A 25,672-nucleotide genomic window follows, 5' to 3' on the forward strand; every position below is an offset into this window, starting at 1 on the left:
GAGCGGCCGTCTCCAGAATGGCTCAGGACCCGGAAGAAGAGAACGGAGGGCGCAGGGGGAGCAGGCGGTCCAGGCCGGTGATTTTTGCATGCTGCAGCAGCATGATGGTCTTGGCGTCTTCAATGGCGCCGCTGCGCACCATGGCCAGCGCGTCTTCCAGCAACAGCTCGATCACCTCAATGTCTTCGCCTTCATTGACGATGCCGCCGCCTTCCCCGGTGCGGTCCGAGCTTTCGTAGGAGACCACGAAGAAGTGCAGCTTTTCAGTGACCGAGCCCGGGCTCATGTAAGCCTCGAACACCTTGTGCGGTGCCTGGATGCGGAACCCGGTTTCTTCGGCTGCTTCGCGGCGGATGCAGGTCTCGGGGTCGTCGCCATCGAGCAGTCCGGCGCAGGCCTCAATGAGCATGCCGTCGGCGCAACCATTGACCCAGGCCGGCAGCCGGAACTGCCTTGTCAGCACCACGGTTTGCCGCCGGACGTTGACAAGAAGGATCGCTGCGCCGTTGCCGCGGTCGTAGACCTCGCGTGTCTGCTGCTGCCACGTGCCGCCGCGGCGGCGCAACTCGATGGTGAGTTTGCGCAACACATACCAGTTGTCGGACAGGCGTTCATCGCCGAGCACGCGCACGTGTTGTGCGGGCGGTGGAGTCAGGAAGGAAGGGCGCATTCGGGTTGGTTGATTTCGTGTAATATCGTGCATTATCATGAAATTTCGTGCAATGTCCAGTTCCAGACCGCACAAGAGACCGGAGCCGAAACCCGATGCTGACCAGCCAACGCAAACACCTGCTGCTGACGCGCCTTGACCGTGACGGGCAACTGGTTGCCAAAGCCGTCAGCCAGGAATTGGGTATTTCGGAAGACACCATCCGGCGCGACCTTCGCGAGCTGGCCCAGGCAGGCAAGCTCCAGCGTGTCCATGGCGGGGCCTTGCCTGCTTCGCCGGCCGTCGGTAATGTGGCTGTGCGTGAGCAGATTGCGCCGCTGGACAAGCAGGCCATCGGCCAGGTGGCGGCGGCCATGGTCCTGCCCGGGCAGGTGGTGATCATTGACGGCGGCACCACAGCGTTGCAGATGGCGCGGCACCTGAGTGAAGACCTCCATGCGACGGTGTTTACCCACAGCCCGGCGGTTGCCCTAGAACTGGCGCGTTGTCCCCACATCGTGATTCAGCTGCTTGGCGGGCGGCTTTTCCGGCACTCCATGGTGGCCATGGGGGCCGAGTTGATGGAGCAGCTCTCGCGCTTGCGGGCGGATGTGTTTTTCATGGGGGCGACCGGCGTGCATGCGTCGGCGGGCGTGACCACGGGAGATTCCGAAGAAGCCGCCGTCAAGCGGGCACTGCACCGCTGTGCCTCGGAGACAGTGCTGCTGGCATCGGGCGAAAAACTTGGCGCGGCCTCGGCCTGCCGCATCATGGCGTTGGCCGATGTGTCGGCGGTGGTGGTTCACAGGGGCACGCAAGCAGCGTGGATCAGCAGCGCCAGACGTGCCGGCGTGCGCGTGGTGAGGGCCGGCTGATCAAGCCTGGGGTATCAGGGCGCTGTCGGGGCGGCCAGGCTGTTCAGCGCAGGCCCGACTTGTACCGGGCGATGGCCTTGGCCCGCAGGTCTTCGCTGATTTCTGTTTCGCTTGCGGCGGGAGCGGCAGCCACTACGGCGGGCGATGCTGCGGACGCTGACAGCAACGGTTCGCTGCCGCTGCGGGGTCCGAAAATCTTGGTCTGCGCATAGGCCGCGTAGCTGCGCAGGCGCTCGTCCTTGCTGTTGAGCGCTTCCTGAATTACCTCAGTGGCGTACGGCAGGTCGTGCAGGAATTGATGGACATTCAGTGAACGGCCGAACTCCCGCTTCATGGGAATGACCATCCGCACCGCGTAGGCCATGAGATCGGAGTCGTCAGGCGGTGTCATGGTTAACAGCATGGTTTACGTGTCTTGATGGGTGGGAACTCAAGCACCTGAAATCATCTCGCCGTGCTGGGCAAGGTCAAGGCCCAGTTCTTCCTCTGCCGCGGTGACGCGAAGGCCTGCCAGGGGTTTGACCACCAGCAAAATCAGCCAGGTCGCGACGCCTGCGTAAGCTGCAACGGCGCAGGCTCCCACGAGGTTGGTAAACACGGTGGCGGTCACGGGTGCAATTTCCTTGAGCGCAAAGACCGGGGTCAGGACCGTGCCGATGATGCCGCCCACGCCATGCAGGGCAAATACGTCAAGCGAGTCGTCAATTCCTGTGGCACGCTTGAAGCGGGTCACGGCCAGGAAGCAGCCGACGCCGCCCGCAAAGCCCAAGACCGATGCGCCCATGACGCCGACAAAACCGGACGCCGGCGTGATGGCGACGAGGCCGGCAATGGCGCCTGTTGCCATGCCCAGCACGCTGAACTTGCCGCGCTGGACATATTCGCAAATGCCCCACATGAACGCGCCGACGCAAGCTGCCACCTGGGTGGCCAGCAGGGCGCCCACGGCGCGTGAACTCGCCTCAAAGGCCGAACCGGCATTGAAGCCGAACCAGCCCGCCCACAAGAGCCCGGCGCCGATGATGGATATCAAGAGGTTGTGCGGCACCATGGGTTCGGTTCCGAAGCCTTTGCGCGGACCCACGACCTTGGCCGCCACCAGGCCGCTGAAGCCGGCCGCGATGTGCACCACCGTGCCGCCCGCAAAGTCCATATGCCCCATGCTGGCGAGCCAGCCGGTGGGTTGCCAGATCCAGTGCGCCACAGGGGCGTATACCAGGATGGTCCAGAAGGCCGCAAAGAAAATGGTGGCGCTCAGGCGCATGCGCTCCACGGTGGCGCCGATGATCAGTGCGAAGGTGATGATGGCGAATGCCAGCTGGAACAGGAAGAAAGCGGATTCCGGCACGGAAGGCGCTGAAACGTGCGCGCCGACTTTTGCGCCCAATAGTCCTTCGCTTAGCGCGCGGCTCATGTCGCCGATCCAGGGGTTGCCGGGCGTGAAGGCCAGTGAATAGGCAATGCCCGCCCAAACCAGCGTGACAACCGTGGTGGCCGCAAAAGTGTGCGCCACGATGGAGAGCGCATTTTTGGCCCGCATCATGCCGCTGTAGAACAGCATGATGCCGGGAATGGTCATCAAAAGCACCAGCACGGTCGAGATGAGCATCCAGGCGGTGTCCGCGCCATTGAATTTCGCAACGGCAGGCGCCGCGGCAGCGGCGGCGGTCTGGGCGTGGAGAGGGGTAGATGCCAGCAGCGCCAGCGCAGGGGCCAGCAAAGTGAAGGCAGACGACCTGCGGGTAACCAGGACTTGGCTCATACATTCCCCTCTCGTTGTTTCAGCTGTTATCAGCTGCTATGCGGTACGGGGAATGTTACATCCGGCTACATGTATTGGGTAAGTAAAAAATACCCGTTTTTGGGCATTATTCCTTGTTCTGTAGCATTTCGGCTTGTTTTGGGGCGCGTTTGCCGCCAGCCACCTGCAATGCCTCATTGTGCGCACCGTCAGCAAGGCTCCTGTCCATCCGAAACAGCTGTGCCAGCGCTTGTCGGTACTGGGGCTGGCCGACCAGGTTGGTGTCGTGGTGCGAGCCACCCGGCACCAGCAAGAAGAGCTTGGGCTGCGCTGCAGCGTCATAAAGCTTGCGCCCCAGGTCCGGCAGGATCAGGCGGTCTTCGCCGCCATGCACCACCAGCAGGGGGGAGCCGATCTTGCCGACTTTTCGGACGGCCTCGAAACGCTGGGTGATGAGCAGCGACACCGGCATCCAGCCCCACTGGGACGTACTCACGACATCGGCGATGGAAGTGAATGTGCTTTCGACAATCGTGCCGCTTTCATCGGCCACCTCCGTGGCCAGGTTGATGGCAATCGGCCCGCCCAGCGAGTGTCCGAAGATGTAACGGGGACGGTCGGGGTACTTTTTGGCCAGCCAGTCCCAGGCGGCGCGGGCGTCTTCGTAGGCCGATGTTTCCGACGGCAGTTCGTAGGTGCTTTTACCAAAACCGCGGTAGTCGATCCCCAGGACCGAGAAGCCGAGCTCCTGCATGCGGCGCATGCGCGGCGCGGAGCCGGTGACGTTGTAACGCGCGCCATGCAGGTACAGCAGCACGGGGGTTTTGCTTGCGGCATCCGACTCGTCTGCCGGCAGCCACAGGCCGTGCAGGCGGACGGGGTGGTCGCCGCCACTGCCGCTGGCGGCGTTGAAGTCAATCCAGACGTCTTCCATTCCCACCGCGGCGGCTGCAGCCCCGCCCCAGGTGCGGTCGCTGGGCTGAAAGATCCAGGCTCGCTGCTTTTCGTCAAGGGTGGCACAGCCCGCCAGCAACGCCAGCGTCATCAGGAAGGAAGTAAAGAGGTGCCAGCGTTTCATGCAAGTGAATGATTCGCCGGGCGCCGGAAAGTTCAGCGTCCGCGCATGAAGAGCGTGTCAAGCTCCCGGATGCTGACCTGCCGCCAGGTGGGCCGCCCGTGGTTGCACTGGTCGGAGCGCTCAGTGGCTTCCATCTGGCGCAGCAGGGCGTTCATTTCGTCGAGCGTGAGCTTGCGGTTGGCGCGCACGGCGCCGTGGCAGGCCATGGTGGACAGCAACTCGTTCCGGGCCCGCTGTATGACGGTGCTGGCGTCGTGCTGGGCCAGTTCGGCCAGCACGCTGCGGGCCAGTTCCACCGCATCGCCCTGCGCCAGGCTGGTGGGCACGGCGCGCACCGCCAGGGTTTTGGGCGAAAAAGGCGTGATTTCCAGGCCCAGCGTTGCCAATGCCTGGGCGTTGGCCTCGGCCGTGGCCACTTCCTGGGGGCTGGCGGCAAAGGTGGCCGGAATCAGCAGCGGCTGGCTGATGATGCTGGCGCCATCGGCACCGTCCATCTGGGTTTTCAGGCGTTCATAGACGATGCGCTCGTGGGCAGCGTGCATGTCCACAATGACAAGGCCCTGGGTGTTTTCGGCCAGCACGTAGATGCCCTGCAGCTGGGCGATGGCGCGGCCCAGCGGCCAGTCGCCGGAGGGCAGGGCGCTTGCGCCTTCAGGCACGCCCGCCATGCCATTTCCGACCGGGGGAATGGTGACGTACAGGGCATCCTCGCCAGATTCCCGCTGGCTGGGCGCGACGGCTTGCGATGACGGCCACATGGCGTCAAAGTCGGAGGCCCTGTGACCGCCGTTTGCTACAAAATTGATAGCTGGTTGCGCCCATCCCTGTTGCGCAAAAGCCTTGTTTTGCTCAAGAAATCCGGTGGGCGTGACAGCAGCGTCTTCCGCGCCTGCCTGGGCAGCTGCCGTGGAGCGCGGGATGGCCAGCGCGTTTTCGGTGGCGTGGCGCACCGCCTGGTGCACCTCACGGCTGTCGCGAAAACGCACTTCGATCTTGGTCGGGTGCACGTTCACGTCCACGCGGGACGGATCGATCTCGACATACAGCGCATAGACCGGCTGGCGGTGGCCATGCAGCACGTCTTCATAGGCGCTGCGCGCGGCGTGGGTCAGCACCTTGTCGCGTACGTAACGGCCGTTGACATACGCGAACTGCTGGTCGGCGCGCGAGCGGGCGGCATCCGGAATGCCGGCGACGCCCCAGACGCGCACGGCGGGCAGGCCGTCGGCGCGGCGCGCTGAACTCTCATAGCTGACGGTCACGGACTGCTCGACAAATTCGCTGCCCAGCACATCGGCCAGGCGCTGCTGGTGGGCGTTGTCGCCTGTCGCCGCGCGCCATTGTTCGACCAGCTTGCCTTCGTGCCAGATCGCAAAACCCACATCGGGCCGCACCAGTGCATGGCGGCGTACGGCTTCGATGCAGTGGGCCAGTTCGGTGGCATCGGTCTTCAGGAATTTGCGGCGCGCGGGCGTGGCGTAAAACAGCTCCCGCACTTCCACGCTGGTGCCACGGTTGCGCGCGGCGGGCTTCAGTTCGCCGGTGCGGCCGTCAAGCTGCCATGCGTGTTCATCCGCGGCGGTTCTGGACAGCAGGCTCATGTCGGCGATCGAATTGATCGCCGCCAGCGCCTCGCCCCGAAAACCCATGGTGCCGACGGCTTCCAGGTCTTGCAATGAGGCAATCTTGCTGGTGGCATGGCGCCTCAGGGCGACGGGAAGTTCTTCGCGCGGGATGCCGAAGCCGTCGTCTTCGACCACGATGAGCCGTACGCCGCCGGCCAGCAGCCGCACAGTCACTTGCGTGGCGCCGGCGTCCAGCGCGTTGTCCACCAGCTCGCGCACGACGGACGCTGGGCGCTCCACCACTTCGCCGGCCGCGATCTGGCTGATCAATTCATCGGGAAGTTCGCGGATCGGGCGGCGGGCAGGAAGAGGGGTCATTGCTACTGATTTTACGGGTTGGGCTTTTTGGAGTGAGGAAGCAACAAGTCCGGCAACTGCCCCTTTTCCGGATCTTGTAAGATTTTGTTGCGACAACCATCATGGTTCCGATTTATTTTATTGATGTAAGGGAATCCCATGCGATTGAAAGCCCAAGCTTCTTCCTTGATCTTCGCCCTTTTTCTTGCCGGTATGGCGCAAGCGCAGGTGCAAACACCCAAGGTGCCCGTGTGCATACAGGATGAAAGCATCAAGGAGCGGTTTTTGCCAGTCGAACTTCTCACCGGCAACCCCATGACAGATAGCCGGGAACTGGTATTTGCAGCGGTTGATCGGGTGTATCCGTTTGTCGACGAGTTACCCGATGGTTCTGTGGGCAAGGCAGACGTGACACTCAAAGGACCCATGCAGTGGGAAGGCCAGGGCGGTACTGTCTACGAAATCTACGAACGCAAGGTCCCGCGTGCGCACGAGCGTTTTGCGCTGACGCCCGACCGTACCGCCATTGGCCGGGTGTATGACCAGCGTTTTGGCAACGCGACCAACGAGGGGAAGTTTCCGGTGGGCATGTGGTCGCAGGGCCAGGTACGCCGCTACAACACCACTTATTTTTCACCGAGAGGCACGCGCAACGAAGTGACGTCCGTCGAGATTGAAAAGCTTTCATGCGTGTATGACGGCACACCCGGTGCCGTGCAGTATGGCTGGAAAACCGGTTCGGGGACGAGCTACGGCTATATCTATGCGCCTGGCAAGGGTCTGGTACATGTCATGACGCGGGTCAGCGGCAACAGTGGCCGCTGAGGCCGGTACGCGGCGGGCGCGGGTTTCATACCTGTCAAAATCACCGGTATGGAATTTGCCACCTTTCTCATTGATTTCATTCTTCATGTCGACAAGCACCTGGAAGCCTTTGTCACCAGCTACGGCGCGTGGGTGTATGCCCTGTTATTCCTGATTATTTTTGTGGAAACCGGCGTGGTCGTCATGCCATTTTTGCCGGGTGATTCACTGCTGTTTGTGGTGGGCGCGATGTGCGGCGTCGGCCTCATGAGTTTTCCGGTGGCGGTGGCGTTGCTGTTTGTGGCAGCTGTGCTGGGCGACCAGTGCAACTACGGCATAGGGCGAGCGTTGGGTCCCAAGGTGTTTCAGTGGGAAAACTCGCGTTGGTTCAACAAAAAGGCTTTTGACCAGGCCCATGCGTTTTACGAGCGGTACGGCGGTATCACCATCATCGCGGCGCGTTTCATGCCGTTTCTTCGTACTTTTGCCCCCTTTGTGGCGGGCGTGTCGGACATGACGCGCAGCAAGTTCACGCTGTACAACCTTGTGGGCGGTGCACTGTGGGTCGGCGGCATCGTGACGGCTGGTTATTTTTTCGGCAACATCCCGTTCGTCAAAACCCATCTCGACAAGATCATCTGGGCCATGATTTTTATTCCCGGCCTGATTGTTATTTTCGGCGCCTGGAAGGCCAGGCGCAAAGCAGGCAACGCCGGCGCCTGAAGGTGCGCTGATACGCATCCGCCCAAGAGGCCTGTTGTTGAACGGGCTTGATGCAACGCAGTCACGCGCAACTGCGCACGTGATAAAAAATGACAGTGCCGCCTTTCTGGCTGGCAGGAAAACCTGAATGAACATCACTCCCCTGGATATTGCCGCAGTGCACACGCTGCCGGAATTACTGGCCTTTCGCGTGGCACACAGTCCCGAGGCTGAGGCTTACCGTGAATTTGATGCCCTCACCGGGCAATGGCACAGCACCTGCTGGGCTGAGGCCAGCGAGCGGGTCGCGCAGTGGCGGCGCGCGCTGGCGGCCACGCAGCTGCCGGCCCATGCGAGTGTTGCGATCCTGCTGCCCAACGGCCTCAATGCCGTGAGCATCGACCAGGCGGCCCTGTCGTTGGCGCTGGTGCCTGTACCGTTGCATGCCATTGACAATGCCGGCAGCATTGCCTACATCCTGGCGGACTGCGAAGCTTCCCTGCTGATGGTGTCGTCGCTTTCACAGTGGCAGGCCGTTGAGGCTGTCGGAACGCCCTTGCCGGCGCTGCGCTGCGTGGTGGTCGCCGTGCCTGAAGCGCCGTTGAGCGGGGCGGGTGGGGCGGTGGCAGTTGTGCCCCTGGCCGACTGGCTGGCGGCGGGGGAAGGGTACGCCGGCTTGCTGCCCGCACCGCAGGAGGACGACCTTGCGGCCATCGTCTATACCTCAGGCACCACGGGCAAACCCAAGGGTGTGATGCTGACGCACCGAAACATCGTGTCCAATGTACGGGCCATCCTGTCGCTGGTGGTACCGATGGTGGACGATGTGTTCCTGTCGTTCCTGCCGCTGTCGCACACGTTTGAACGGACCGCCGGTTATTACCTGCCCATTGCCGCCGGAAGCTGCGTGGCTTATGCGCGTTCCGTGCCCTTGCTGGCCGAGGACCTGAAAACCGTGCGTCCCACCGTGCTGATTTCGGTGCCGCGTATTTACGAGCGCGTATTTGCCAAACTGCAGGAGACACTGACGCAGTCGCCGCTTAAAACACGCCTGTTTCTGACGGCGCAGTCTGTCGGCTGGCGGCGGTTTTGCCGCGCACAGGGATTGCTTTTGGCGGAAAGCGAAAAAAGTCCGTGGGCATGGCTGGATCCCCTGGTTTGGCCCCTGCTGGAGCGGCTGGTGGCCGGAACCTTGCGGGCGCAGTTTGGTGGACGCGTGCGGGTGGCGGTGAGCGGTGGTGCGCCCTTGTCGCATGCGGTGGCACGCTGTTTCCTCGGGCTAGGCCTGCCGCTGCTGCAGGGCTACGGCATGACGGAGACATCGCCCGTGGTGTCGGGCAATGGTGTGGACGACAACGACCCGGCCACAGTGGGCAGGGCCTTGCCGGGTGTCGAGGTGCGCATCAGCGCCAACCAGGAACTGCAGGTGCGCGGCCCGCTGGTAATGAAGGGCTACTGGAAACGCCCCGAAGACACGGCCCGCGTGCTGACGGACGACGGCTGGCTGTGTACCGGAGACCAGGCCGTGATCGATGGCGGGCGTATCCGCATCATGGGACGCCTGAAGGAAATCATCGTGACGTCGACCGGCGAAAAAGTACCGCCGGGCGACCTCGAGGTGGCGATTGCCGCCGACTCCCTGTTCGACCAGGTCTTTGTGGTCGGTGAAAACCGCCCCTTCATCGCCTGTGTGGCAGTGGTCAACCCGGCGGAATGGCGGCGTGTGGCTGCGGCGCTGGCGGTGGACCCCGAGGACCCGGCCAGCCTGCACCTGCCGGCTGTGCACAAGCTCGCGCTGGAGCGCATGGCCGCCCAGGCGAAGGACTTCGCACGCTACGCGACGCCGCGTGCCGTGTACCTCACGCGGGAGCCGTGGACGCCCGAAAACACCCTGATGACGCCGACGCTCAAGCTCAAGCGCAACAACCTGATGGCTCGTTATGCGCGCGAAATCGAGGCGATGTACCGTCCCGAAGCGCGGATCAGCGGCCACCCTTGAGAAACAGGTCGCGGTCGGGTGCGAAGTTGGCATGCAGAGGCAGCATGGCACCGCCCAGTGCGCGAGCGTCGGAGCCAATGCTGCCGGCCATCACCTGGGCGGGCCAGAGACCTTCCCAGTTGTAGCGGCCGAGTGCTGCGCCCGTGGCTTCAATCAGGCGCTGCAGCAGCGGGCGGCAAAAGGAGCCATCCATCACCACGGCATCGATATCCAGCAGGGCCGTTGCGCTGACCACGCTGTGGGCCAGTGCATTGGCGGCGCTGGCCACCCAGGCCTGGGTGTCGGACTCGAACGGCGGCTGCAGGGCGCGTTCGTCGTAGGCTGCAGCCGGGTCAAGCCCGCGCGCCTTGAAACACTGCTCCAGTTCCCACAGCGAAGCCTGGCTGACCAGCTGTGGCGGCGCGCCGGGTGGCTGGGCCGCCTGCAATGGCAGCGACGCCACGGCGCCGGCGTTGTTGTGGATGCCTGCGTGAAGTTGTGAATTGATGACCAGGCCGCCGCCCACAAAGGTGTCGACAAACAAGTAGAGAAAGCTCTTGAGGTCGCGTCCGCGGCCCGACACCAGTTCGGCCACGCAGGCCGCCGAGGTGTCTTTGGCAAAACTCACGGGCAGGTCGGTCATGGCTTGCACTTCGGCGCTGAGGTCGATGTGGTTCCAACGGTCCGACTGCTGCGCCGACAGCCCCAGCATCCGGTGCCAGCCACCGAGCTGGAAGGGCGCGGCCACCCCCACACCGACCAGCCGCGGAGCCAGTGCACCGAGTTGCTCACGCAGGGTGCGCAGGTTCTGGCCGATCACGGGGAGCAGGGTGTCGGCATCGGGGAAGGCATAGGCCAGCGACAGGCGTTGGCGGACCTGCCCGGTGAAGTCGACCAGCAACCAGTCGGTGCTGCGCCGGCCAATCTTGATGCCCACTGAGAAGGCGCCGTCGGGGTTCAGCGCCAGCGGCACCGAGGGTTGGCCAATGCGCCCGCGCACGCGGTCGTGCCGGATCAGCAGGTCGTCTTCTTCCAGCCGGGCAGTGATCAGCCCGATGGTCTGTGCGGTCAGGTTGGTCAGGCGGGCCAGTTCGGCTTTGGGTACGCTACCGTGCAGGCGGATGGCCTGCAGCACCACGCGTTCATTGAACTGGCGCATGCCCACGTGGTTGGAGCCGCGCTGGCGCAGCCACACAGGCGTGGCTGCTTCGGATTCCGCGGGGGTAGCGGGAGTGGCCGCAGTGACAGGAGATTCGGTCATGGACGCAGATTTTCGCCGATGACCCCTTTGCGCAGGATGAAGTTGCCAAAAGGCTGCAATTCACCCGTCACCACAATCGCATAGGCCTGGCGTACCCGCTCATAAAACGCGTAGCGCTCAACGGCCTCGGCCTGCTGATGCGGCAGCCACCCCGGGGCCAGCAGCGCCAGTACCTCGCGCTGTAGCTCCGAACGGTAGGGTGCCTCGGTACCGCTGACCTGCATGTAAGCCACCGGGTGATCCACATCTTCAGCCAGAGGCAGCAGCGAAGCCACGGCCCGTGCTGTTCGCGCCATGCCGTGGCCAGGCAGGCGCAGCACGGGTTTGCCCGCGCCCACACTCATGGCCGTGAAATTGGCATCGGCCAGCAGCAGCGCGTCGTCATGACCCATCTCGGCCAATACCTTGAGCAACTCGGGCGTGAGCAGGGGGTCAATGCCTTTAAGCATGAGCGGGCCTCATGCGTTGCGGTGTGACAAGCGTGGAAGCTTCTTCTTCACCAGCCGGGGCCGCGGAACCGGCTTCGCCGGGCCGCAGGCGCAGCGCCCCCTCGGGGGGCAGCGAGGACACGTCAGTGCCGAGCGTGGGGGCTGTTTCAGGCAAGCGCAGACTCCGGAAGTTCTTCGGCCGTCTTGGCGCCTGTCATCACGGCCACGGTGTCGCTCATGCTGATGGTCTTGGGATTGACGACCGCCGCACGGCGGCCCAGGCGCTGGATGTGGATGCGGTCGGCGATTTCAAACACATGCGGCATGTTGTGGCTGATCAAAATGACGGGCAGGCCTTTGTCGCGCACCCGGCGAATCAGCTCCAGCACCATGTTGCCTTCTTTCACGCCCAGGGCGGCCGTGGGTTCATCCATGATGACCACATGCTGCGCAAAGGCAGCGGCGCGCGCCACGGCCACGCACTGGCGCTGGCCGCCGGAGAGTGTTTCCACGGCCTGCGTCATCGAACGAATCCCGACCTTGAGCTCCTGCATGCGGGCAATGGCCTGCTCCAGCATCTTCTTCTTGTCGAGCACACGCAGCCAGCGGCCCAGGGGACCGGGCCTGAGGAGTTCGCGGCCCAGGAACAGGTTCTCCGCAATGCTCATGGCAGGGGCCACGGCCAGGTCCTGGTAGACGGTTTCGATCCCGGCACGGCGCGCATCGATGGGGGACTTGAAACGCATCGGCTTGCCGTCGAGCAGCAATTCACCTTCGTCGGGCACAGTGGCGCCCGACAGTGCCTTGATCAGCGAGGATTTGCCGGCGCCGTTGTCACCGATCACGGCCAGGATTTCGCCGGCGCGTAGTTCGAAGTCGGTACCGTCCAGTGCGGTGACCTGACCGTAGCGTTTGACCAGCCCTTTGGCCTGCATGATCAAAGGCGCAGGAGTTTGGAGGGGCGTTGGGGTGTTCATCAGCGAGGCCCTTTGCGCGACATCTGGTCGGCCGCGACCGCCAGGATCACCAGAATGCCGGTAATCAGTGTCTGGTAGACGGAGGCAACGCCCATCAGGGTGAGACCGTTGCGAAACACGCCCACAATCACCGCGCCGACGAGTGTGCCCAGAATGATGCCGCGTCCGCCAAACAGGCTGGTGCCACCCAGCACCACGGCGGTGATGGCATCCAGGTTTTCGGTTTGCCCGGCATTCGGATCGCCGACGCCGGTGCGCGCCACCGACAGGAGCGCGGCGATGCCGTAAAAGAGGCCGGCCAGTGCATAGACGGCCACCAGCACGCGGTCGACCCGGATGCCGGTCAGCCGTGCGGCTTCGGCGTTATTGCCCACTGCATACAGGTGCCGGCCCGGTGCGGTGTCACGCAAGACAAACCACGCCAGCAGGTAGAGGCCGATCATGGCGACGGTGCCCAGGCTGACCTCCGTACTGCCCAGATCGAAGGTGTTGCCCAGCGCCGTCAATTCCGTCGGGAGGTTGGGAACGATTTGCGCGTTGGAGTAAATCTGGGTGATCGCAAATGCGATGTTCAGTGTGCCCAGCGTCACGATGAAAGGGGGCAATTTGATGCGGGTGACCAGCAGGCCATTGAGGAGGCCGAAGCCGGTCGTGACCGCCAGGCCGCAAGCAATGGCCAGGTAGGGGTCGATGCCGTAATTCACGGCGAACTTGGTCATCACCATGCCGCCCAATGCCATCACCATGCCGCAGGACAGGTCGATGCCGGCCGTCAGGATGATCAGGGTCTGCCCAATGGCCAGCACGCCGACGACCATCACCTGCTGCAGCACCAGGGACAGGTTTGCGCCCGTCAGGAAGCGGTCTGACTGGGTGGTAAAAAAGATGCAAGTGGCCAGCAGGGCCAGCCAGGGGCCGAGGGCCCCCCACGGGATGTGGCGCGAAGACAGGTTCATCGGTAAGGGCCCAGGATGAGGAAAATGATTTTGTCATCCCGCACCGGGTTCGGTCCGGGATGACAGCTGGCAAGCAGCAGGTCGATTACTTGGTGCCCCAGCAAAGGTCCATGCCGGTTTTGACGTCTTTGCTGTCTACGCCCGGGAGAGCTTTGGCCGAGATCAGGGTCACGCCGGTGTCGGTGTAACCCGACGCTTTTTTGCCGCCCTTGGCGTAACTGACGCCTGCTGCCACGCCCAGTGCCGCCATGGTCAGGGGGTATTGCTGTGAAGTCGCGGTGATGACGCCGGCTCCCGTGTCCTTGATGCCCTGGCAGCCGCCGTCGACCGAGAGGATGGTCACGCCTTTTTCCTTGCCGGCCTTTTTCAGTGCATTGAATGCGCCGGCGGCGGCCGGTTCGTTGATGGTGTAGACCACGTTGATATCGGGATTTTTTTGCAGGCAGTTTTCCATGGCGGTCTGGCCTTTGGCCTGGTCACCAAAACTGTCAGCCATGCAGACCACGGCTGGGTCTTTGGACAGCTCGTTGGATTTCGCGTCTGCCGCTGCCAGGCCGAAACCCTTCATGAAACCGTTGTGACGCTGTGCGCCCACGGGGTGACCGGGGAACAAATCGAGCGTGGCGATTTTGGCTGGCTTGCCGGCCATGGCCGCTTTGGCGTACTGGCCAATCAGCACACCGGCCTTGTAGTTGTCGGTGGCAAACAGCGCGTCAGCTCCCGCAAAAGGGCTGTCCAGTGCAATGACCTGCACGCCCTTGGCCTGCAGTTTTTTGACGGTGGGTGCGATGGCATCTCCGCTGGCGGTGATCAAAATGGTCTTGGCGCCGGCGGCAGCCATGTTTTCGAGGGCCGTGATCTGTCCAGCGGTGTCGCCGTCCGATTTGCCGGCGGCGGTCAGCAGCTTGGCGCCGAGTTTTTTGGCCTCGGCTTCAGCGCCTTCCTTCATCTTGACGAAGAAGGGGTTGGTTTCGGTTTTGGTAATCAGGCCGATCACAGGTTCGCCCGCTGCAAAGGCCGATGTGGCGGCCAGCGCGAGGCTGGACAGTGTCAAGAGAGTGGTGGTCTTTTTCATCAAATTGTCTCCTTGTTGAATCGACATTCCAGGCCGCCAGGCACTGGAGTTCGCGGGAAAATACCCATGAGTGCTGGGCGTTGGTGAACTATAGTGGCGCTTGAGTTATTAAATCAAGTTGTTTTAGTTATGGATTACCCTGAGAAAAACCCTGAAAAAGTGCTGCAAGTTGCAACCGCTGGTGAAGCGTTGATTGACCTGATCGTTCAATCGGACGGACGTTATGAACCCTGCCCGGGTGGCGCTGTTTTCAACCTGACGCGCGCGCTGGCCCGGCAGGGCGTCAACACCCTGTACCTCAACCCTCTGTCGCGCGATCGCTTTGGCCGCCAGCTGGCCGCAGCGCTGACCGGAGATGGTGTGCGGCTGGCCTGTCCACAGCCCGTGGCACAAAGCACCTCACTGGCCGTGGTGGGGCTGGATGACGCAGGCCATCCTGACTATGTTTTTTACCGGCAGGAAGTGGCGGACCGTGCAGTCACGGCGGACAGCCTGATCCAGTCGTGTCAGCGCGTCCCCGGGCTCGAGATGGTGTACACCGGCGCCCTGGCGCTCGCGCCCGAGGATGCGGGCCGCTACCTGCCATGGCTGCGAGCCCAGCATCAGGCGGGCAGCGTGGTGGTGGTGGATGCCAACCTGCGGCCGTCGGTCATGCCGGACCTGCAGGCCTACAGGCGCAATGTGCACGCTGCGCTGCAACACGCCGACGTCGTCAAGGTCAGCGATGAAGACCTGGAAAGCCTGGAGATACCTGGCACCGATGTATTTGCGCGGGCGCAGCATCTGCTCGGCACGAGCGGTGCCGGCTTGCTGGTTCTGACCCTGGGGCCGCACGGAGCCTGTCTGTTGACACGCGATGGCCGGCAGTGGCGCGCCCGCGAATCCCGGCCGTTGGCGGTGGTGGATACCGTGGGGGCGGGTGACTGTTTCCTCGCCGGCTTCATGGTTGCCTTGCTCGCGCGGAAAACCGCTGCGAGCGGTACTGGCGCTTTGGTGGCGTTGGTCGGCGATGACGCGGGGCGCAGTTTGCTGGCCCATGCTGTGGCCAGCGCCAGCTTGTGTGTCATGCAGCGTGGCTGTGTGCCTCCGACCGGGGCGCAAGTGCAGGCCAGGATTGAACAGGCAACCTGCGTATTTGACTGACGGCCGCTACCGATGCCTTACTGAAAAGATCAGGGAAAGAAGTCAGAGATCGTAAGTAAGCGTATTATCTGTCCGAAATCCTGTGCGCAGGTACGCTGCAGGACCCGGAGACACTCAGATGAACGCACCCCATACCCTGTCACGCTGGAGCGACCCCGGCTCCAGTCGCGTGCCCTTCTGGGCCTACACCGATGCGCAGCTATACCAGCGCGAGCTGGAGAAAATCTTTTACGGCGCGCACTGGTGCTATGTGGGCCTGGAAGCCGAGATTCCCAATGTGGGCGACTACAAACTCAGCCATGTCGGCGAACGCCAGGTGCTGATGGTGCGGGACCGTATCGCGCCCAAAGACCGTGCCACCGACCACGGCATACGCGTTGTTGAAAACCGTTGCGCCCACCGTGGTGTGCGCTTTTGCCAGAACCCGCAGGGCAATGCGCGCAGCTTTGTCTGCCCGTATCACCAGTGGACCTACAAACTCAACGGCGACCTGGCGGGGTTGCCCTTCAAGGACGGCGTGAAAGAGGGTGATTGCGTCAACGGCGGCATGCCCGAAGGGTTCGATCTCAAGGATCATGGGCTGACCAAGTTGCGTGTTGCAGTGCTGCACGGCCTGGTGTTTGCCACTTTCAGCGACGACACCGAACCGCTGGAAGACTACCTCGGCCCGCAGATCATGCCGTGGCTGGACCGCATCTTCAAAGGCCCTGACGGAGCGCGCAAGCTGACGCTGCTGGGCTACAACCGCCAGCGCATTCCGGGCAACTGGAAGCTGATGATGGAAAACATCAAGGACCCTTACCATCCCGGCTTGCTGCACACGTGGTTTGTGACCTTCGGCCTTTGGCGTGCCGACCAGAAAAGCCGCATGGTGATGGACGGCGAGGGCCGCCATGCCGTGATGATTTCCCGCCGCAACGAGGGTGGGCAGAACGACGCTGTGACCGAAGGCGTGACCTCGTTCAAGGCCAACATGGCCCTGCATGACGACCGCCTGCTGGACGTGGTGCCCGAGCCCTGGTGGAAGATGCCCGACCCATCCAGCCCGGGCAGCGACATCACGCCCACCGTGACCATGATCACGCTGTTTCCCAGCCTGATCATCCAGCAGCAGGTCAATTCGCTGAGCACACGCCATATCGTGCCGCGTGGGCAGGGTGAGTTTGATTTCATCTGGACGCACTTCGGCTTTGCCGACGACACACCCGAAATGACGCAGCGCCGCCTGCGCCAGGCCAACCTGTTCGGCCCGGCCGGTTTTGTCAGTGCGGATGACGGTGAAGTGATCGAGTTCAGCCAGGCCGGCTTTGCACAGGCTGGCGACACCGGCTCAACACTGTGCGAGCTGGGTGGCACCGGCACCGAGATGACGGAGCACATGGTCACCGAAACCCTGATCCGCAGCATGTATGCCTACTGGAAGAAAGTCATGGGTCTATGACGGCGAGTGAACAGGGACTGCAGCGCCTGATGCTGCAACTGGAGGTGGACCAGCTCAACGCAGCCTACGCGGCGGCGCTGGACGAAAAGCGGTTTGATGCGTGGCCGGAATTCTTTGTGGAAGAGGGCAACTACAAGGTGCAGGCCCGCGAGAATTTTGACCGCGGCCTGCCGCTGGCCCTCATGGCGCTGGAAAGCCGGGGCATGATGAAGGATCGGGTGTATGGCGTCACGCAGACGATTTATCACGGGCCTTATTACATGCGCCACATCGTCAGCCCGGCGCGCATCCTCTCGGAGGAAGGCGATGTCGTCAAGGCCGAGGCCAACTACGCGGTGTTCCGCACCAAGCCGGGCGGCGTGAGCGAGGTCTACAACGTCGGGCGTTATATCGACGAGCTCATCAAAAAAGACGGCGTCCTGAAATTCAGGAGCCGTCTTTGTGTGTATGACAGCGAGATGATCCTCAACTCGCTGATCTATCCGGTGTAGCAGGGATACTGGTGCAGGCAGCACCAACCCGGCAGGTGCCGGGGCCGCGTTGCCTGGCGTTTCTTTTAGCGCCTTTTACCGACTTCGTTACCGATCACCGCTCCGGCTGCCGCGCCGCCCACGGTGCCCAGGGTGCTGCCGAATACGGCATTACCGACCAGGCCACCGGCCACGGCACCAACACCGGTGCCTATCTGTGCATTGGTCGGGCTGGTGCTGCAACCACCCAGGCCGATCAGTGCCGCCGCTGCTACCGCTGACATCATCAATTTCGTATTCATCTTGTCCACCTTTGCTCAGAGTTTCAGGCTCTTGCTGGGGTATTCACATCGTGAAGTCCTGACCTTGCCTGTAATTTCACTGTAGGGGGACGGGTATGTGGAGGTTGTAGGAGAAGGTTGCCGCGGCGTGTCGGCTTGCTGCGGTCTTTGGTGGTAATTTTCGGCGCATCAATGCGCGCCGATGCGGTACTTAAACAGCGCGGTTGCGCGCCAGCGGCGGGTTGCGCGCGAAGTAGCGCGTGATGCCGCGCATCAAGGCGTCGGCCAGCTGTACCTGGTATTCGTCGCTGCGCAGTTTGGCTTCTTCGTCGGGGTTGCTGATGAAGGCGGTCTCCACCAGCACGCTGGGGATGTCGGGCGCTTTGAGGACAGCGAAGCCGGCTTGCTCGACCTTCGGTTTGTGCAGCTTGCCGACATTGCCGATCTCGCCCAGCATGGCACTGCCGAGCTTGAGGCTGTCGTTGATCTGCGCCGTGGTGCTCATGTCGAGCAGGGCTTTCTGTACCTGGGCGTCCTTGGCCTTGACGTTGATGCCACCCACCAGGTCGGCGGAGTTTTCTTTATCGGCGATCCAGCGCGCGGCGCTGCTGGAGGCCCCTTTTTCGCTGAGCGCGAAGACGCTGGCGCCTTGCGGTCGTGCCGTAAAAAATGCGTCGGCATGGATGCTGATGAAAAGGTCGGCCTGCACGCGCCGCGCTTTTTGCACGCGCACATGCAGCGGCACAAAGAAGTCGGCATCGCGCGTGAGGTAGGCGCGCATATTGGGCTGCTGGTTGATACGGTCGCGCAGGCGGTGCGCGATCTGCAGCACCACGTCTTTCTCGCGCGTGCCGCCGGGGCCGACGGCGCCGGGATCTTCCCCTCCATGGCCCGGGTCCAGCGCGACGATGACGAGACGGTCGGTCTTGTTCTTCGCAATGACGGCCGCTTCGGGCGAGGTCTTGGCGCCGCCGGGGGTGGCAGGGCCGGTCGTTGGCCCGTGGGCCTTGTCCTTGTCTTTTTCCGCGACGACTGCCGGCGGTGGCTTGCCGTCGGCCTGCTTGCCCGACTGCCGCGCGATCAGGTCGGCGATAGGGTCATTGGCGGGGGCGGGTGTGGCGCCCGGTTGCCTGTCGGCGAGCTTCTCGGCAATCAGGGCTTCGAGCGGGTCGGCGACCTGCGTCGGGTACAAGTCGAACACCAGCCGGTACTGGTAAGCCGCTACAGGCGGCAGGGTGAATACCTGCGGCTGGATGGGCTGCTTGAGGTCTATTACGAGCCGCACCACGCCAGGGGCGTTTTGCCCCACGCGTATGCCCGAGATATTCGGGTCGTCGGATTTCACCTTGGCGACCAGTTCGCGCAGCGCGGGAATCAGGTCTATGCCTTCCATGTCGACGGCAAGGCGCGGCGGGTCGGCGATGAAAAATTGTTTTGCCTTGATCTCGCCGTCGGATTCGATGGTGAGCCGCGTGTAGTCTTTGGACGGCCAGACACGCACGGCCACGATGGTCGCGCCGCGCGCGATGTGCTGCACGCCCAGCAGAAGCACCACGCTGCCCAGTTGCAGGGCGCTGCGGCGGGTGACGGGCTGCCGCTTCATGCCAGCAATTCCGCGCCTGTGGGCGTGTGAGCCGTCAGGGTAACTGTGCGGGTATCGTCCGGCAGGACTTCCAGGTGGAGCAGCAGATCAGGTTGCGGCAGATGCGGTCCTGCTTTTTCCGGCCATTCGACCAGCTTGAGCCCGGTGCTGGCAAAGATGTCGCGTAACCCCGCCTCTTCCCACTCGCGCGGATCGTTAAAGCGGTAGAAGTCAAAATGCCAGATATTCATCTTCGGCAAAGTGTAGGGCTCGACCACCGCATACGTGGGACTTTTGATGCGGCCTTCGACGCCCAAACTCTTGAGCAGGTGGCGCACAAAGGTGGTCTTGCCGGCGCCAAGGTCGCCCTGAAGCTCAATGAGCGCGCGGCCAATGGCGGGATGACCCGCCAGTGCCTGCGCGAAGGCTGCCGTGGCCGCTTCGTCCTGCCAGGCAATGTTTTTTACAATCAGCGGGTGCCCGCCAGCAATTCTTTGAACAGTCATCAATTCGTTTCTCAAATTCAAACTTGGGCGCGCGAGCTTGGATTTTCGCAAATTGGCGTGGCCGGTGTGGATTTATCCTCGGCCGAGCCTGGATTATCAGCCTGGCTGGCCGCAGGCTTCCATGGTGACATGCATTACATGGCAGCGCACGGGCTCAAACGGGCCCGGCCGGCCGAACTGATTCCGGGCACCGTCAGCGTCATCACGGCACGCATGGACTATCTGCCCGCATCGACGGCTGCCGTCCCAGGCGAATGGCAGGCCCTGGAGTTCAGCCGGCTCGAGCGGCCTGCGGAAGGGATCGTGTCGGTGTATGCACGTGGCCGCGACTATCACAAGATCATGCGCACCCGCCTGCAAAAGCTCAGCGAACGCATCTCCGGCCACGTCGGCCAGCTCGGCCATCGGGCTTTCACCGACTCCGCGCCCGTGCTGGAGGCCGAACTGGCAGCCCGCAGCGGCCAGGGCTGGCGCGGCAAACACACCTTGCTGCTCAACCGGGAAGCGGGCTCCATGTTCTTCCTGGGGGAAATCTACGTTGACATTGCCCTGCCGCCCAGCGAGCCGGTGACGCCGCACTGCGGCACCTGCCAGGCCTGCATTGACGTGTGCCCGACGCGGGCGATCATCGCACCCCACAAGCTCGATGCACGGCGTTGCATCTCTTACCTCACCATCGAACACGCGGGCCCGATTCCCCTGGAGCTTCGCCCGCTGATGGGTAACCGGATTTATGGTTGCGACGACTGCCAGCTGGTCTGCCCGTGGAATAAATTCGCCCAGCGCAGTGCCTTGCCCGATTTTGACGAGCGCAGCGGCTTGACGGGGCAGCAGCTCGTCACCCTGCTTGGCTGGACGGAAGCGGCGTTTTTGCGATTCACTGAAGGCAGCCCGATACGCCGTATTGGCCATGAGCGCTGGCTGCGCAACCTTGCGGTGGCCATGGGCAATGCCCTGCGGGTGCTCGATCCTGAGGCGGGACAGCCCCTGCGCGAGGCCCTGCAAATGCATGCCGCTTCTCCCAGCGAGCTGGTGCGGGAACATGTGGCCTGGGCCCTTGATCAGTAAATTTGAACGAAAATGGCCTGCAGCCCTTTGGAGACAAGCGCAAGCAGCTCCTAAATCAATAGCAAAGCATTTGGCATGTCATGCGCTTGAGCGATAAGCGCATATTAGACTTAAGGCTCGAACCGAGGTGCTGGCTTCGCGCCGGCCATCAGGCATCCGACACGAAGTGCCTGACCGGGCAGCCACAAAAGGCAGCGCGGTCTTTTAGCAGTCCCAGCGCCGGTAGTTCTGGTAGCACAACTCGCGAATACGGGCTTTGTCTCTGGCCAGCTGGTTTTGCGCTTCCCTTACCTTGTTTTGTTCACGTGATTGGGCTTCGTACTCCTTGCGCTGCGCTTCACGCTGTTCAGCACTGGCTCTTTGTGATTCCAGATAGCTGCGCTGCGCTTCCGCTGAACGGACATTGTTGATTGCGCGCTCGCTTTCCTGGCGGAATTGCCGCTCTTGCTGTGCTGCCTGCTTGGCAATCTGCTGTCTGTTCGCTTCTTCCGCAGCCAGACGGAGTTCTTCCTTCCTGGCATCCTCTTCCGCTTGTACCTTCAGCCGAAGTTCTTGTGCGGCCTGTTCCTTGCGCGCAGCTTCACGCTTGGAGCTGATGTAAAAACTCCCTGCGAACAGCATTGCAACTCCCACAGCCAGAATGACCACAACACGTGTGAGTCCCGACGATTCCTGCTCGACTTTGATTGTTCTGTCCAGACGTGCGGCCGCGGGCCTCGTTAGCGTACTGCTGAGCTTGCGATCATGCGCAGCCCTGGACTCGTCGTCTCGCAGTACCTGGTAGGCGGTTTTGACTTCCAGGAATCTGTCAACGGCTTGTGGGTCAGCCGCCAGCCTGGCCGGGGAGTAATGGATATTTGCCTTGTTAAAGGCCACTTCAATGTCTTCTTTGTTGGCGTTTCCGGGTACTCCCAGAACCAGATAGGCTGACTTCATGAAATCCCTGTGAGGTAGATATTGTTAGTGGTTATCCGCGACGGAGCCTAGCGCCGGCTTGACGTACTTACAGTTACTGTGATTCTTCTTGCTGTATGTGCTTCAGCTCCGGCATCGACACCTGTAAGTCGGGAATTTTCTGGATAGACGCTCGGTGTCGATATAGCAAGACGAGCTTTGCTTGTCCGTTTGCTGTCCATGCACTCGGCCTCAATGGCTCCCCTAATCTCTGCAGGATTGCCTTTCTTGGCAAACACGGAAGAAACCAGTTCTTTTTGCTGAATTTTTTCCAACCGACCAATAGTTTTGGCATCAATTTGGGCATGCAAGCCCTCAAGGGTTTCCTTGTGGGCTCTGGCCTGAATAATGGGCATGGCACGGGCTCCCAAATCTGCGCACTGCGTGTCGGCAGCGGCATTGACCTGTTCCTTGCTAAAGGAGCCAGTTAAGGAGGAATACTTTTTCTGGATCTCGGTGTCGCAGGGTTTGTCCTGGAATGTGGCTCCACATTTGAACAATTGCTGACTGCTTGCTGCAGAACACGCGATCGCCGCAAATACGGCGACCATCATTGGCCTGTAAATTCCCACGTATTTCCTCCCTGCCGGCGTCTGATGTCACAAATTTTTACATCAGTATACCGAGAGCGAAAGGCAGGCTAAGAATGCCCAGCATTGTTGAAAGTGTCACCAGGCCCGCCACGTAACCCCCGTTGTAGCCCATGCGCGCCGCCAGCACGTACGCGCTGGAGGCCGTCGGCAAGGCGGAAAACGCCAGCAGGATGGTGCTTTGTACGGACGACAGCCCGAAGGCTTTGCACAGGCCCAGGGCCACGACCGGCATCAACAGATGCCGTATCGACAGCACGGCCACTGCCAGCGTTTTGGCTTGCGACAGGTGACCGAACTGCATGCCGGCGCCTGCTGCCATCAGGCCCAGGGCCAGCGAGGCGGCTCCGATGCGGGTCACCGTGGGTTCGAGCCAGACAGGCAGGGTAAAGCCGAGCAGGTTGGCCACCAGGCCTGTGGCCGTGGCAAGGATCAGCGGATTGCGCACCAGCTCGCCCATGAAGCCGCGCTTGGCATGCCGCGCCATGGGCCACACCGCCGCCACGTTGAAAAGCGGCACGCATACACCAATCAGCACGGCGATCAGCTGCAGGCCCTGGCTGCCCGCCAGCCGGTCGGCCAGGGCCAGCGCAATGAAGGAGTTGAAGCGAAACGCCACCTGCGCGCTGGCGGCGTGCTCACGCGAGTCGATGTGCCTGCCCAGCCAAGGCAGGTGCGGCAGGCTGTAGGCCATCGCAATACCGGCTATTCCCAGCAGGATGCCGGCGCTGATGAGGCTGGAGGCGGCGCCCAGGTCCAGCGGGCTTTTGACGATCGAATGAAAAAGCAGGACCGGAAACAAAAAGTAATAAACCAGGCTCTCCACCTGTTCCCATACGGTGCGGTTGAGGGCGGTGTAGCGGCAGACGAGGTAGCCGCAAACAATCAGGGAAAAGTCGGGAAAAAGAAGCTGCGCGTAGTTCACTCGCCGAGAATAACCGCAATCCCCCCGGGTTTGCCCTTATGCGTAATCCACAACTGCGGGGCATGAATGTTGCGATTACCATTTCTGCTGTTTTTATTGAAGGACTGAACATGCAACGTCGTTATCTGTTTGCCTATTCCGTGGTGTCCGCGCTTGCGCTGGGCGCCGCCGCAGGCCCCGCATTGGCACAGGGTTATCCCAACAAGGTGGTCAAGCTCGTGGTGCCGTTTGCACCGGGTGGCACCACTGATATCGTCGCCCGCGTCATCTCCGAGCCACTGGGCAAGGCCTTGGGCCAGAGCGTGATCGTCGAAAATCGGGCCGGCGGCGGCGGCGTGGTGGGCGCACTTGAGACATCGCGCGCCGTTCCCGATGGTTATGCGTTGGGCGTGGCCACGGTGTCCACCACCGCGGCCAATCCGGCCATCAACCCCAAGATCCCGTACAACACGCTGACGGACTTCACGCCCATCATCAACATCGCCGCAACGCCCAACATCATTGCGGTACACCCGAGCTTTCCGGCGCGCAACTACAAGGAGTTTGTGGCTGAGCTCAAAAAGAACCCCGGCAAGTATTCCTATTCATCCTCGGGCACCGGTGGCATCGGTCACCTGCAGATGGAGCTCTTCAAGAGCATGTCGGGTACTTTCGTGACGCACATCCCCTACCGCGGCGCGGGTCCGGCCCTGAACGACACCGTGGCCGGGCAGGTGCCCATGATTTTTGACAACCTTCCATCGGCCCTGCCGTTCATCCAGCAAAAGCGCCTGATCCCCATTGTGGTGGCCGCGCCCCAGCGCCTGGCTGTGCTGCCGGATGTACCCACTTTCAAGGAAGTCGGCCTGGAGCCTGTGAACCGCATGGCCTATTACGGCATCATCGGCCCGAAAGGCTTGCCAAAGGACGTGGTCGACAAGGTCAGCGCCGGGGTGAAGAAATCGCTGGAAGATCCGGCGATACGCAAACGGATCGAAGACACCGGCTCCCTGATCATTGCGAATACGCCCGAGCAGTTCACGGCGCAGATCAAGGCCGAATTTGATGTCTATAGAAAAGTGGTCGACTCGGCCAAGCTCAAGCTCGAATAGAACTTTGAAGCCGGGCTGACCGGAAGCAAAGCTACCCGTAAGCCGCCGCGCATTCAAATGTGCGGCGGCTTTTTTGTTATGGTCACCCCATGCAGCCAGAAAGCCAGTCCAGTATTGATGGGTTTATTGACGCCTTGTGGCTGGAAGACGGGCTGTCCAAAAACACCCTGGCGGCTTACCGCCGCGACTTGTCGCTCTACGCCGGATGGTTGGCTGCCAGGGAGCAGGGAGGGCGAAAACTTGACGAGACGGCGGAGGCCGATCTCAACCGCTACTTTTCGGCCCGGCACGCTGCGACCAAGGCAACATCCGCCAACCGGCGCCTGACGGTGTTCAAGCGCTATTTTCGCTGGGCATTACGCGAGCACCTGATTGCTGCAGACCCGACGCTCAAACTCCAGTCGGCAAAGCAGGCGCTTCGGGTGCCCAAAGTCATGAGCGAAGCCCAGGTTGAAGCCCTGCTGGCCGCACCCGACGACGGCACGCCGCTGGGCCAGCGCGACCGCGCCATGCTGGAACTGTTGTACGCCAGCGGCCTGCGCGTAAGCGAGCTGGTGGGCCTCAAGACATTTCATGTGGGACTGAACGAAGGGGTGCTTCGCGTCATGGGCAAAGGCAGCAAGGAACGGCTGGTGCCCTTCGGCCAGGTGGCACGGGAATGGATTGTGAAATACCTGGCAGACGCGCGGCCGGCCATCCTGGGCGGGCAGCAGACCGACGACCTGTTTGTCACCGGCCACGGCAAGGGAATGAGCCGCGTGATGTTCTGGATGCTGGTGAAAAAATATGCGCGGCTTGCCGGCATCAACTCGCCGCTGTCTCCGCACACCTTGCGCCATGCATTTGCCACGCATTTGCTGAACCACGGCGCCGACCTGCGCGCGGTGCAGATGCTTTTGGGCCATGCCGATATTTCCACCACGACGATTTACACCCATGTGGCGCGTGAACGGCTCAAAGCGCTGCATGCGCAGCACCACCCCAGGGGGTAGTAGAGCCCCACGGTCGTTCGCTGCGTAACTCGCTGCCCCCGAGGGGCCGCCCACCCTACGGCCCGGCAAAGCCGGTTCCGGCGCTCATGCTGGCATGAATAGTTCCGCGGGCGTAATCGAGTAGAGAGGTATTTCACCAGCAGGTGCCGCGGAACCGGCTTTGCCGGGCCGCAGGCACCGTCC

The 25,672-nt window shown here is 62.3% G+C and carries 26 protein-coding genes; 10 read left to right on the forward strand and 16 right to left on the reverse strand.

From position 1 onward, the window contains the following. Positions 1 to 22 precede the first annotated feature (22 nt). Positions 23 to 670 (reverse strand): NUDIX domain-containing protein, encoded by a 648-nt coding sequence (locus AC1DVV_RS03500; protein WP_477701717.1) that lies wholly within the window; start codon positions 668 to 670, stop codon positions 23 to 25. A gap of 95 nt (positions 671 to 765) precedes the next feature. On the opposite strand from AC1DVV_RS03500, the gene AC1DVV_RS03505 reads away from it, so the two are divergent. After that, positions 766 to 1,524 (forward strand): DeoR/GlpR family DNA-binding transcription regulator, encoded by a 759-nt coding sequence (locus AC1DVV_RS03505; protein ID WP_477667488.1) that lies wholly within the window; start codon positions 766 to 768, stop codon positions 1,522 to 1,524. A 43-nt stretch (positions 1,525 to 1,567) separates the two neighbouring features. On the opposite strand, the gene AC1DVV_RS03510 is transcribed toward AC1DVV_RS03505, so the two are convergent. From AC1DVV_RS03510 to mutL, 4 genes are all read right to left on the reverse strand, one after another. Next, positions 1,568 to 1,927 carry a hypothetical protein gene (locus tag AC1DVV_RS03510; protein ID WP_457278969.1) on the reverse strand — a complete coding sequence of 120 codons (360 nt, stop codon included), beginning with the start codon at positions 1,925 to 1,927 and terminating at the stop codon, positions 1,568 to 1,570. 27 nt (positions 1,928 to 1,954) lie between these two features. Further along, positions 1,955 to 3,286 (reverse strand): ammonium transporter, encoded by a 1,332-nt coding sequence (locus tag AC1DVV_RS03515; protein WP_457278968.1) that lies wholly within the window; start codon positions 3,284 to 3,286, stop codon positions 1,955 to 1,957. Between the two features lie 106 nt (positions 3,287 to 3,392). After that, the gene (locus tag AC1DVV_RS03520) at positions 3,393 to 4,343 is read right to left on the reverse strand and encodes an alpha/beta hydrolase (protein WP_457278967.1); all 951 of its coding nucleotides are present in this window, start codon (positions 4,341 to 4,343) and stop codon (positions 3,393 to 3,395) included. Between the two features lie 32 nt (positions 4,344 to 4,375). Further along, entirely contained in the window at positions 4,376 to 6,286 is a 1,911-nt protein-coding gene (mutL, locus tag AC1DVV_RS03525) for a DNA mismatch repair endonuclease MutL (RefSeq protein ID WP_477667487.1), read from the reverse strand. A gap of 138 nt (positions 6,287 to 6,424) precedes the next feature. Between mutL and AC1DVV_RS03530 the strand changes: the two genes are divergently transcribed. The 3 genes from AC1DVV_RS03530 to AC1DVV_RS03540 all read left to right on the forward strand — a co-directional run bounded on the left by AC1DVV_RS03530 (position 6,425) and on the right by AC1DVV_RS03540 (position 9,770). Next, on the forward strand, positions 6,425 to 7,090 hold the full coding sequence (locus tag AC1DVV_RS03530; protein WP_477667486.1) for a hypothetical protein: 666 nt from the start codon (positions 6,425 to 6,427) through the stop codon (positions 7,088 to 7,090). Between the two features lie 48 nt (positions 7,091 to 7,138). Continuing rightward, positions 7,139 to 7,792 (forward strand): DedA family protein, encoded by a 654-nt coding sequence (locus AC1DVV_RS03535; protein WP_477667485.1) that lies wholly within the window; start codon positions 7,139 to 7,141, stop codon positions 7,790 to 7,792. 127 nt (positions 7,793 to 7,919) lie between these two features. Further along, entirely contained in the window at positions 7,920 to 9,770 is a 1,851-nt protein-coding gene (locus tag AC1DVV_RS03540; RefSeq protein WP_477667484.1) for an AMP-dependent synthetase/ligase, read from the forward strand. On the opposite strand, the gene AC1DVV_RS03545 is transcribed toward AC1DVV_RS03540, so the two are convergent. From AC1DVV_RS03545 to AC1DVV_RS03565, 5 genes are all read right to left on the reverse strand, one after another. Continuing rightward, positions 9,754 to 11,010, reverse strand: coding sequence for an ROK family transcriptional regulator (locus tag AC1DVV_RS03545; protein ID WP_457278962.1), 1,257 nt, complete (start codon positions 11,008 to 11,010; stop codon positions 9,754 to 9,756). The two genes, AC1DVV_RS03540 and AC1DVV_RS03545, sit on opposite strands and share 17 nt — an antisense overlap. Further along, complete coding sequence (locus tag AC1DVV_RS03550) at positions 11,007 to 11,459, reverse strand: RbsD/FucU family protein (RefSeq protein WP_457278961.1); 453 nt, start codon at positions 11,457 to 11,459, stop codon at positions 11,007 to 11,009. Before AC1DVV_RS03550 ends, AC1DVV_RS03545 begins: the two co-directional genes overlap by 4 nt. 146 nt (positions 11,460 to 11,605) lie before the next feature. Next, on the reverse strand, positions 11,606 to 12,415 hold the full coding sequence (locus AC1DVV_RS03555) for an ATP-binding cassette domain-containing protein (RefSeq protein WP_477688906.1): 810 nt from the start codon (positions 12,413 to 12,415) through the stop codon (positions 11,606 to 11,608). After that, a complete protein-coding gene (locus tag AC1DVV_RS03560; protein WP_457278959.1) occupies positions 12,415 to 13,371 on the reverse strand; it encodes an ABC transporter permease in 957 nt (318 codons plus the stop codon). The genes AC1DVV_RS03555 and AC1DVV_RS03560 overlap by 1 nt, the downstream gene beginning before the upstream one ends. Positions 13,372 to 13,456: 85 nt before the next feature. Next, positions 13,457 to 14,446 carry a substrate-binding domain-containing protein gene (locus AC1DVV_RS03565; protein ID WP_477667482.1) on the reverse strand — a complete coding sequence of 330 codons (990 nt, stop codon included), beginning with the start codon at positions 14,444 to 14,446 and terminating at the stop codon, positions 13,457 to 13,459. 129 nt (positions 14,447 to 14,575) lie between these two features. Between AC1DVV_RS03565 and AC1DVV_RS03570 the strand changes: the two genes are divergently transcribed. The 3 genes from AC1DVV_RS03570 to AC1DVV_RS03580 all read left to right on the forward strand — a co-directional run bounded on the left by AC1DVV_RS03570 (position 14,576) and on the right by AC1DVV_RS03580 (position 17,521). After that, positions 14,576 to 15,589, forward strand: coding sequence for a PfkB family carbohydrate kinase (locus tag AC1DVV_RS03570; RefSeq protein WP_457278957.1), 1,014 nt, complete (start codon positions 14,576 to 14,578; stop codon positions 15,587 to 15,589). A gap of 118 nt (positions 15,590 to 15,707) precedes the next feature. Further along, a complete protein-coding gene (locus tag AC1DVV_RS03575; RefSeq protein WP_477701715.1) occupies positions 15,708 to 17,030 on the forward strand; it encodes an SRPBCC family protein in 1,323 nt (440 codons plus the stop codon). A gap of 29 nt (positions 17,031 to 17,059) precedes the next feature. Then, a complete protein-coding gene (locus AC1DVV_RS03580; protein ID WP_457279778.1) occupies positions 17,060 to 17,521 on the forward strand; it encodes an aromatic-ring-hydroxylating dioxygenase subunit beta in 462 nt (153 codons plus the stop codon). Positions 17,522 to 17,586: 65 nt separating this feature from the next. Here AC1DVV_RS03580 and AC1DVV_RS03585 read toward each other — a convergent pair whose 3' ends face one another. The 3 genes from AC1DVV_RS03585 to tsaE form a co-directional block, all read right to left on the reverse strand. Beyond that, on the reverse strand, positions 17,587 to 17,802 hold the full coding sequence (locus tag AC1DVV_RS03585) for a glycine zipper 2TM domain-containing protein (RefSeq protein ID WP_457278955.1): 216 nt from the start codon (positions 17,800 to 17,802) through the stop codon (positions 17,587 to 17,589). 190 nt (positions 17,803 to 17,992) lie between these two features. Then, complete coding sequence (locus AC1DVV_RS03590; protein ID WP_477688909.1) at positions 17,993 to 19,384, reverse strand: N-acetylmuramoyl-L-alanine amidase; 1,392 nt, start codon at positions 19,382 to 19,384, stop codon at positions 17,993 to 17,995. Continuing rightward, positions 19,381 to 19,869, reverse strand: a complete 489-nt coding sequence (gene tsaE / locus AC1DVV_RS03595) for a tRNA (adenosine(37)-N6)-threonylcarbamoyltransferase complex ATPase subunit type 1 TsaE (protein WP_477667478.1) — start codon at positions 19,867 to 19,869, stop codon at positions 19,381 to 19,383. Before tsaE ends, AC1DVV_RS03590 begins: the two co-directional genes overlap by 4 nt. A 15-nt stretch (positions 19,870 to 19,884) precedes the next feature. Between tsaE and queG the strand changes: the two genes are divergently transcribed. Next, on the forward strand, positions 19,885 to 20,937 hold the full coding sequence (gene queG, locus AC1DVV_RS03600; RefSeq protein ID WP_457279777.1) for a tRNA epoxyqueuosine(34) reductase QueG: 1,053 nt from the start codon (positions 19,885 to 19,887) through the stop codon (positions 20,935 to 20,937). Positions 20,938 to 21,141: 204 nt separating this feature from the next. Here the strand turns inward: queG and AC1DVV_RS03605 are convergent, their stop codons facing one another. From AC1DVV_RS03605 to AC1DVV_RS03615, 3 genes are read right to left on the reverse strand one after another with little or no spacing between them, the layout of a single operon-like run. Next, complete coding sequence (locus AC1DVV_RS03605) at positions 21,142 to 21,873, reverse strand: DnaJ domain-containing protein (protein WP_457278952.1); 732 nt, start codon at positions 21,871 to 21,873, stop codon at positions 21,142 to 21,144. A 47-nt stretch (positions 21,874 to 21,920) separates the two neighbouring features. Beyond that, positions 21,921 to 22,445 carry a hypothetical protein gene (locus AC1DVV_RS03610; RefSeq protein ID WP_457278951.1) on the reverse strand — a complete coding sequence of 175 codons (525 nt, stop codon included), beginning with the start codon at positions 22,443 to 22,445 and terminating at the stop codon, positions 21,921 to 21,923. 55 nt (positions 22,446 to 22,500) lie between these two features. Further along, on the reverse strand, positions 22,501 to 23,406 hold the full coding sequence (locus AC1DVV_RS03615; protein WP_457278950.1) for an AEC family transporter: 906 nt from the start codon (positions 23,404 to 23,406) through the stop codon (positions 22,501 to 22,503). Positions 23,407 to 23,516: 110 nt separating this feature from the next. On the opposite strand from AC1DVV_RS03615, the gene AC1DVV_RS03620 reads away from it, so the two are divergent. Both AC1DVV_RS03620 and xerD read left to right on the forward strand, forming a co-directional pair. After that, the gene (locus tag AC1DVV_RS03620) at positions 23,517 to 24,497 is read left to right on the forward strand and encodes a tripartite tricarboxylate transporter substrate binding protein BugE (protein WP_457278949.1); all 981 of its coding nucleotides are present in this window, start codon (positions 23,517 to 23,519) and stop codon (positions 24,495 to 24,497) included. Positions 24,498 to 24,586: 89 nt separating this feature from the next. Continuing rightward, positions 24,587 to 25,489, forward strand: a complete 903-nt coding sequence (xerD, locus tag AC1DVV_RS03625; protein ID WP_457278948.1) for a site-specific tyrosine recombinase XerD — start codon at positions 24,587 to 24,589, stop codon at positions 25,487 to 25,489. Positions 25,490 to 25,672: the final 183 nt, after the last annotated feature.

The organism is Polaromonas sp. P3_B4 (genome assembly GCF_056402835.1).

What these genes read in the sequence shown, in the direction of transcription:
- AC1DVV_RS03500 (WP_477701717.1), bottom strand. Translation starts at nt 670, where the DNA reads ATGCGCCCTTCCTTCCTGACTCCACCGCCCGCACAACACGTGCGCGTG.
- AC1DVV_RS03505 (WP_477667488.1), top strand. Translation starts at nt 766, where the DNA reads ATGCTGACCAGCCAACGCAAACACCTGCTGCTGACGCGCCTTGACCGT.
- AC1DVV_RS03510 (WP_457278969.1), bottom strand. Translation starts at nt 1,927, where the DNA reads ATGCTGTTAACCATGACACCGCCTGACGACTCCGATCTCATGGCCTAC.
- AC1DVV_RS03515 (WP_457278968.1), bottom strand. Translation starts at nt 3,286, where the DNA reads ATGAGCCAAGTCCTGGTTACCCGCAGGTCGTCTGCCTTCACTTTGCTG.
- AC1DVV_RS03520 (WP_457278967.1), bottom strand. Translation starts at nt 4,343, where the DNA reads ATGAAACGCTGGCACCTCTTTACTTCCTTCCTGATGACGCTGGCGTTG.
- mutL (WP_477667487.1), bottom strand. Translation starts at nt 6,286, where the DNA reads ATGACCCCTCTTCCTGCCCGCCGCCCGATCCGCGAACTTCCCGATGAA.
- AC1DVV_RS03530 (WP_477667486.1), top strand. Translation starts at nt 6,425, where the DNA reads ATGCGATTGAAAGCCCAAGCTTCTTCCTTGATCTTCGCCCTTTTTCTT.
- AC1DVV_RS03535 (WP_477667485.1), top strand. Translation starts at nt 7,139, where the DNA reads ATGGAATTTGCCACCTTTCTCATTGATTTCATTCTTCATGTCGACAAG.
- AC1DVV_RS03540 (WP_477667484.1), top strand. Translation starts at nt 7,920, where the DNA reads ATGAACATCACTCCCCTGGATATTGCCGCAGTGCACACGCTGCCGGAA.
- AC1DVV_RS03545 (WP_457278962.1), bottom strand. Translation starts at nt 11,010, where the DNA reads ATGACCGAATCTCCTGTCACTGCGGCCACTCCCGCTACCCCCGCGGAA.
- AC1DVV_RS03550 (WP_457278961.1), bottom strand. Translation starts at nt 11,459, where the DNA reads ATGCTTAAAGGCATTGACCCCCTGCTCACGCCCGAGTTGCTCAAGGTA.
- AC1DVV_RS03555 (WP_477688906.1), bottom strand. Translation starts at nt 12,415, where the DNA reads ATGAACACCCCAACGCCCCTCCAAACTCCTGCGCCTTTGATCATGCAG.
- AC1DVV_RS03560 (WP_457278959.1), bottom strand. Translation starts at nt 13,371, where the DNA reads ATGAACCTGTCTTCGCGCCACATCCCGTGGGGGGCCCTCGGCCCCTGG.
- AC1DVV_RS03565 (WP_477667482.1), bottom strand. Translation starts at nt 14,446, where the DNA reads ATGAAAAAGACCACCACTCTCTTGACACTGTCCAGCCTCGCGCTGGCC.
- AC1DVV_RS03570 (WP_457278957.1), top strand. Translation starts at nt 14,576, where the DNA reads ATGGATTACCCTGAGAAAAACCCTGAAAAAGTGCTGCAAGTTGCAACC.
- AC1DVV_RS03575 (WP_477701715.1), top strand. Translation starts at nt 15,708, where the DNA reads ATGAACGCACCCCATACCCTGTCACGCTGGAGCGACCCCGGCTCCAGT.
- AC1DVV_RS03580 (WP_457279778.1), top strand. Translation starts at nt 17,060, where the DNA reads ATGCTGCAACTGGAGGTGGACCAGCTCAACGCAGCCTACGCGGCGGCG.
- AC1DVV_RS03585 (WP_457278955.1), bottom strand. Translation starts at nt 17,802, where the DNA reads ATGAATACGAAATTGATGATGTCAGCGGTAGCAGCGGCGGCACTGATC.
- AC1DVV_RS03590 (WP_477688909.1), bottom strand. Translation starts at nt 19,384, where the DNA reads ATGAAGCGGCAGCCCGTCACCCGCCGCAGCGCCCTGCAACTGGGCAGC.
- tsaE (WP_477667478.1), bottom strand. Translation starts at nt 19,869, where the DNA reads ATGACTGTTCAAAGAATTGCTGGCGGGCACCCGCTGATTGTAAAAAAC.
- AC1DVV_RS03605 (WP_457278952.1), bottom strand. Translation starts at nt 21,873, where the DNA reads ATGAAGTCAGCCTATCTGGTTCTGGGAGTACCCGGAAACGCCAACAAA.
- AC1DVV_RS03610 (WP_457278951.1), bottom strand. Translation starts at nt 22,445, where the DNA reads ATGATGGTCGCCGTATTTGCGGCGATCGCGTGTTCTGCAGCAAGCAGT.
- AC1DVV_RS03620 (WP_457278949.1), top strand. Translation starts at nt 23,517, where the DNA reads ATGCAACGTCGTTATCTGTTTGCCTATTCCGTGGTGTCCGCGCTTGCG.
- xerD (WP_457278948.1), top strand. Translation starts at nt 24,587, where the DNA reads ATGCAGCCAGAAAGCCAGTCCAGTATTGATGGGTTTATTGACGCCTTG.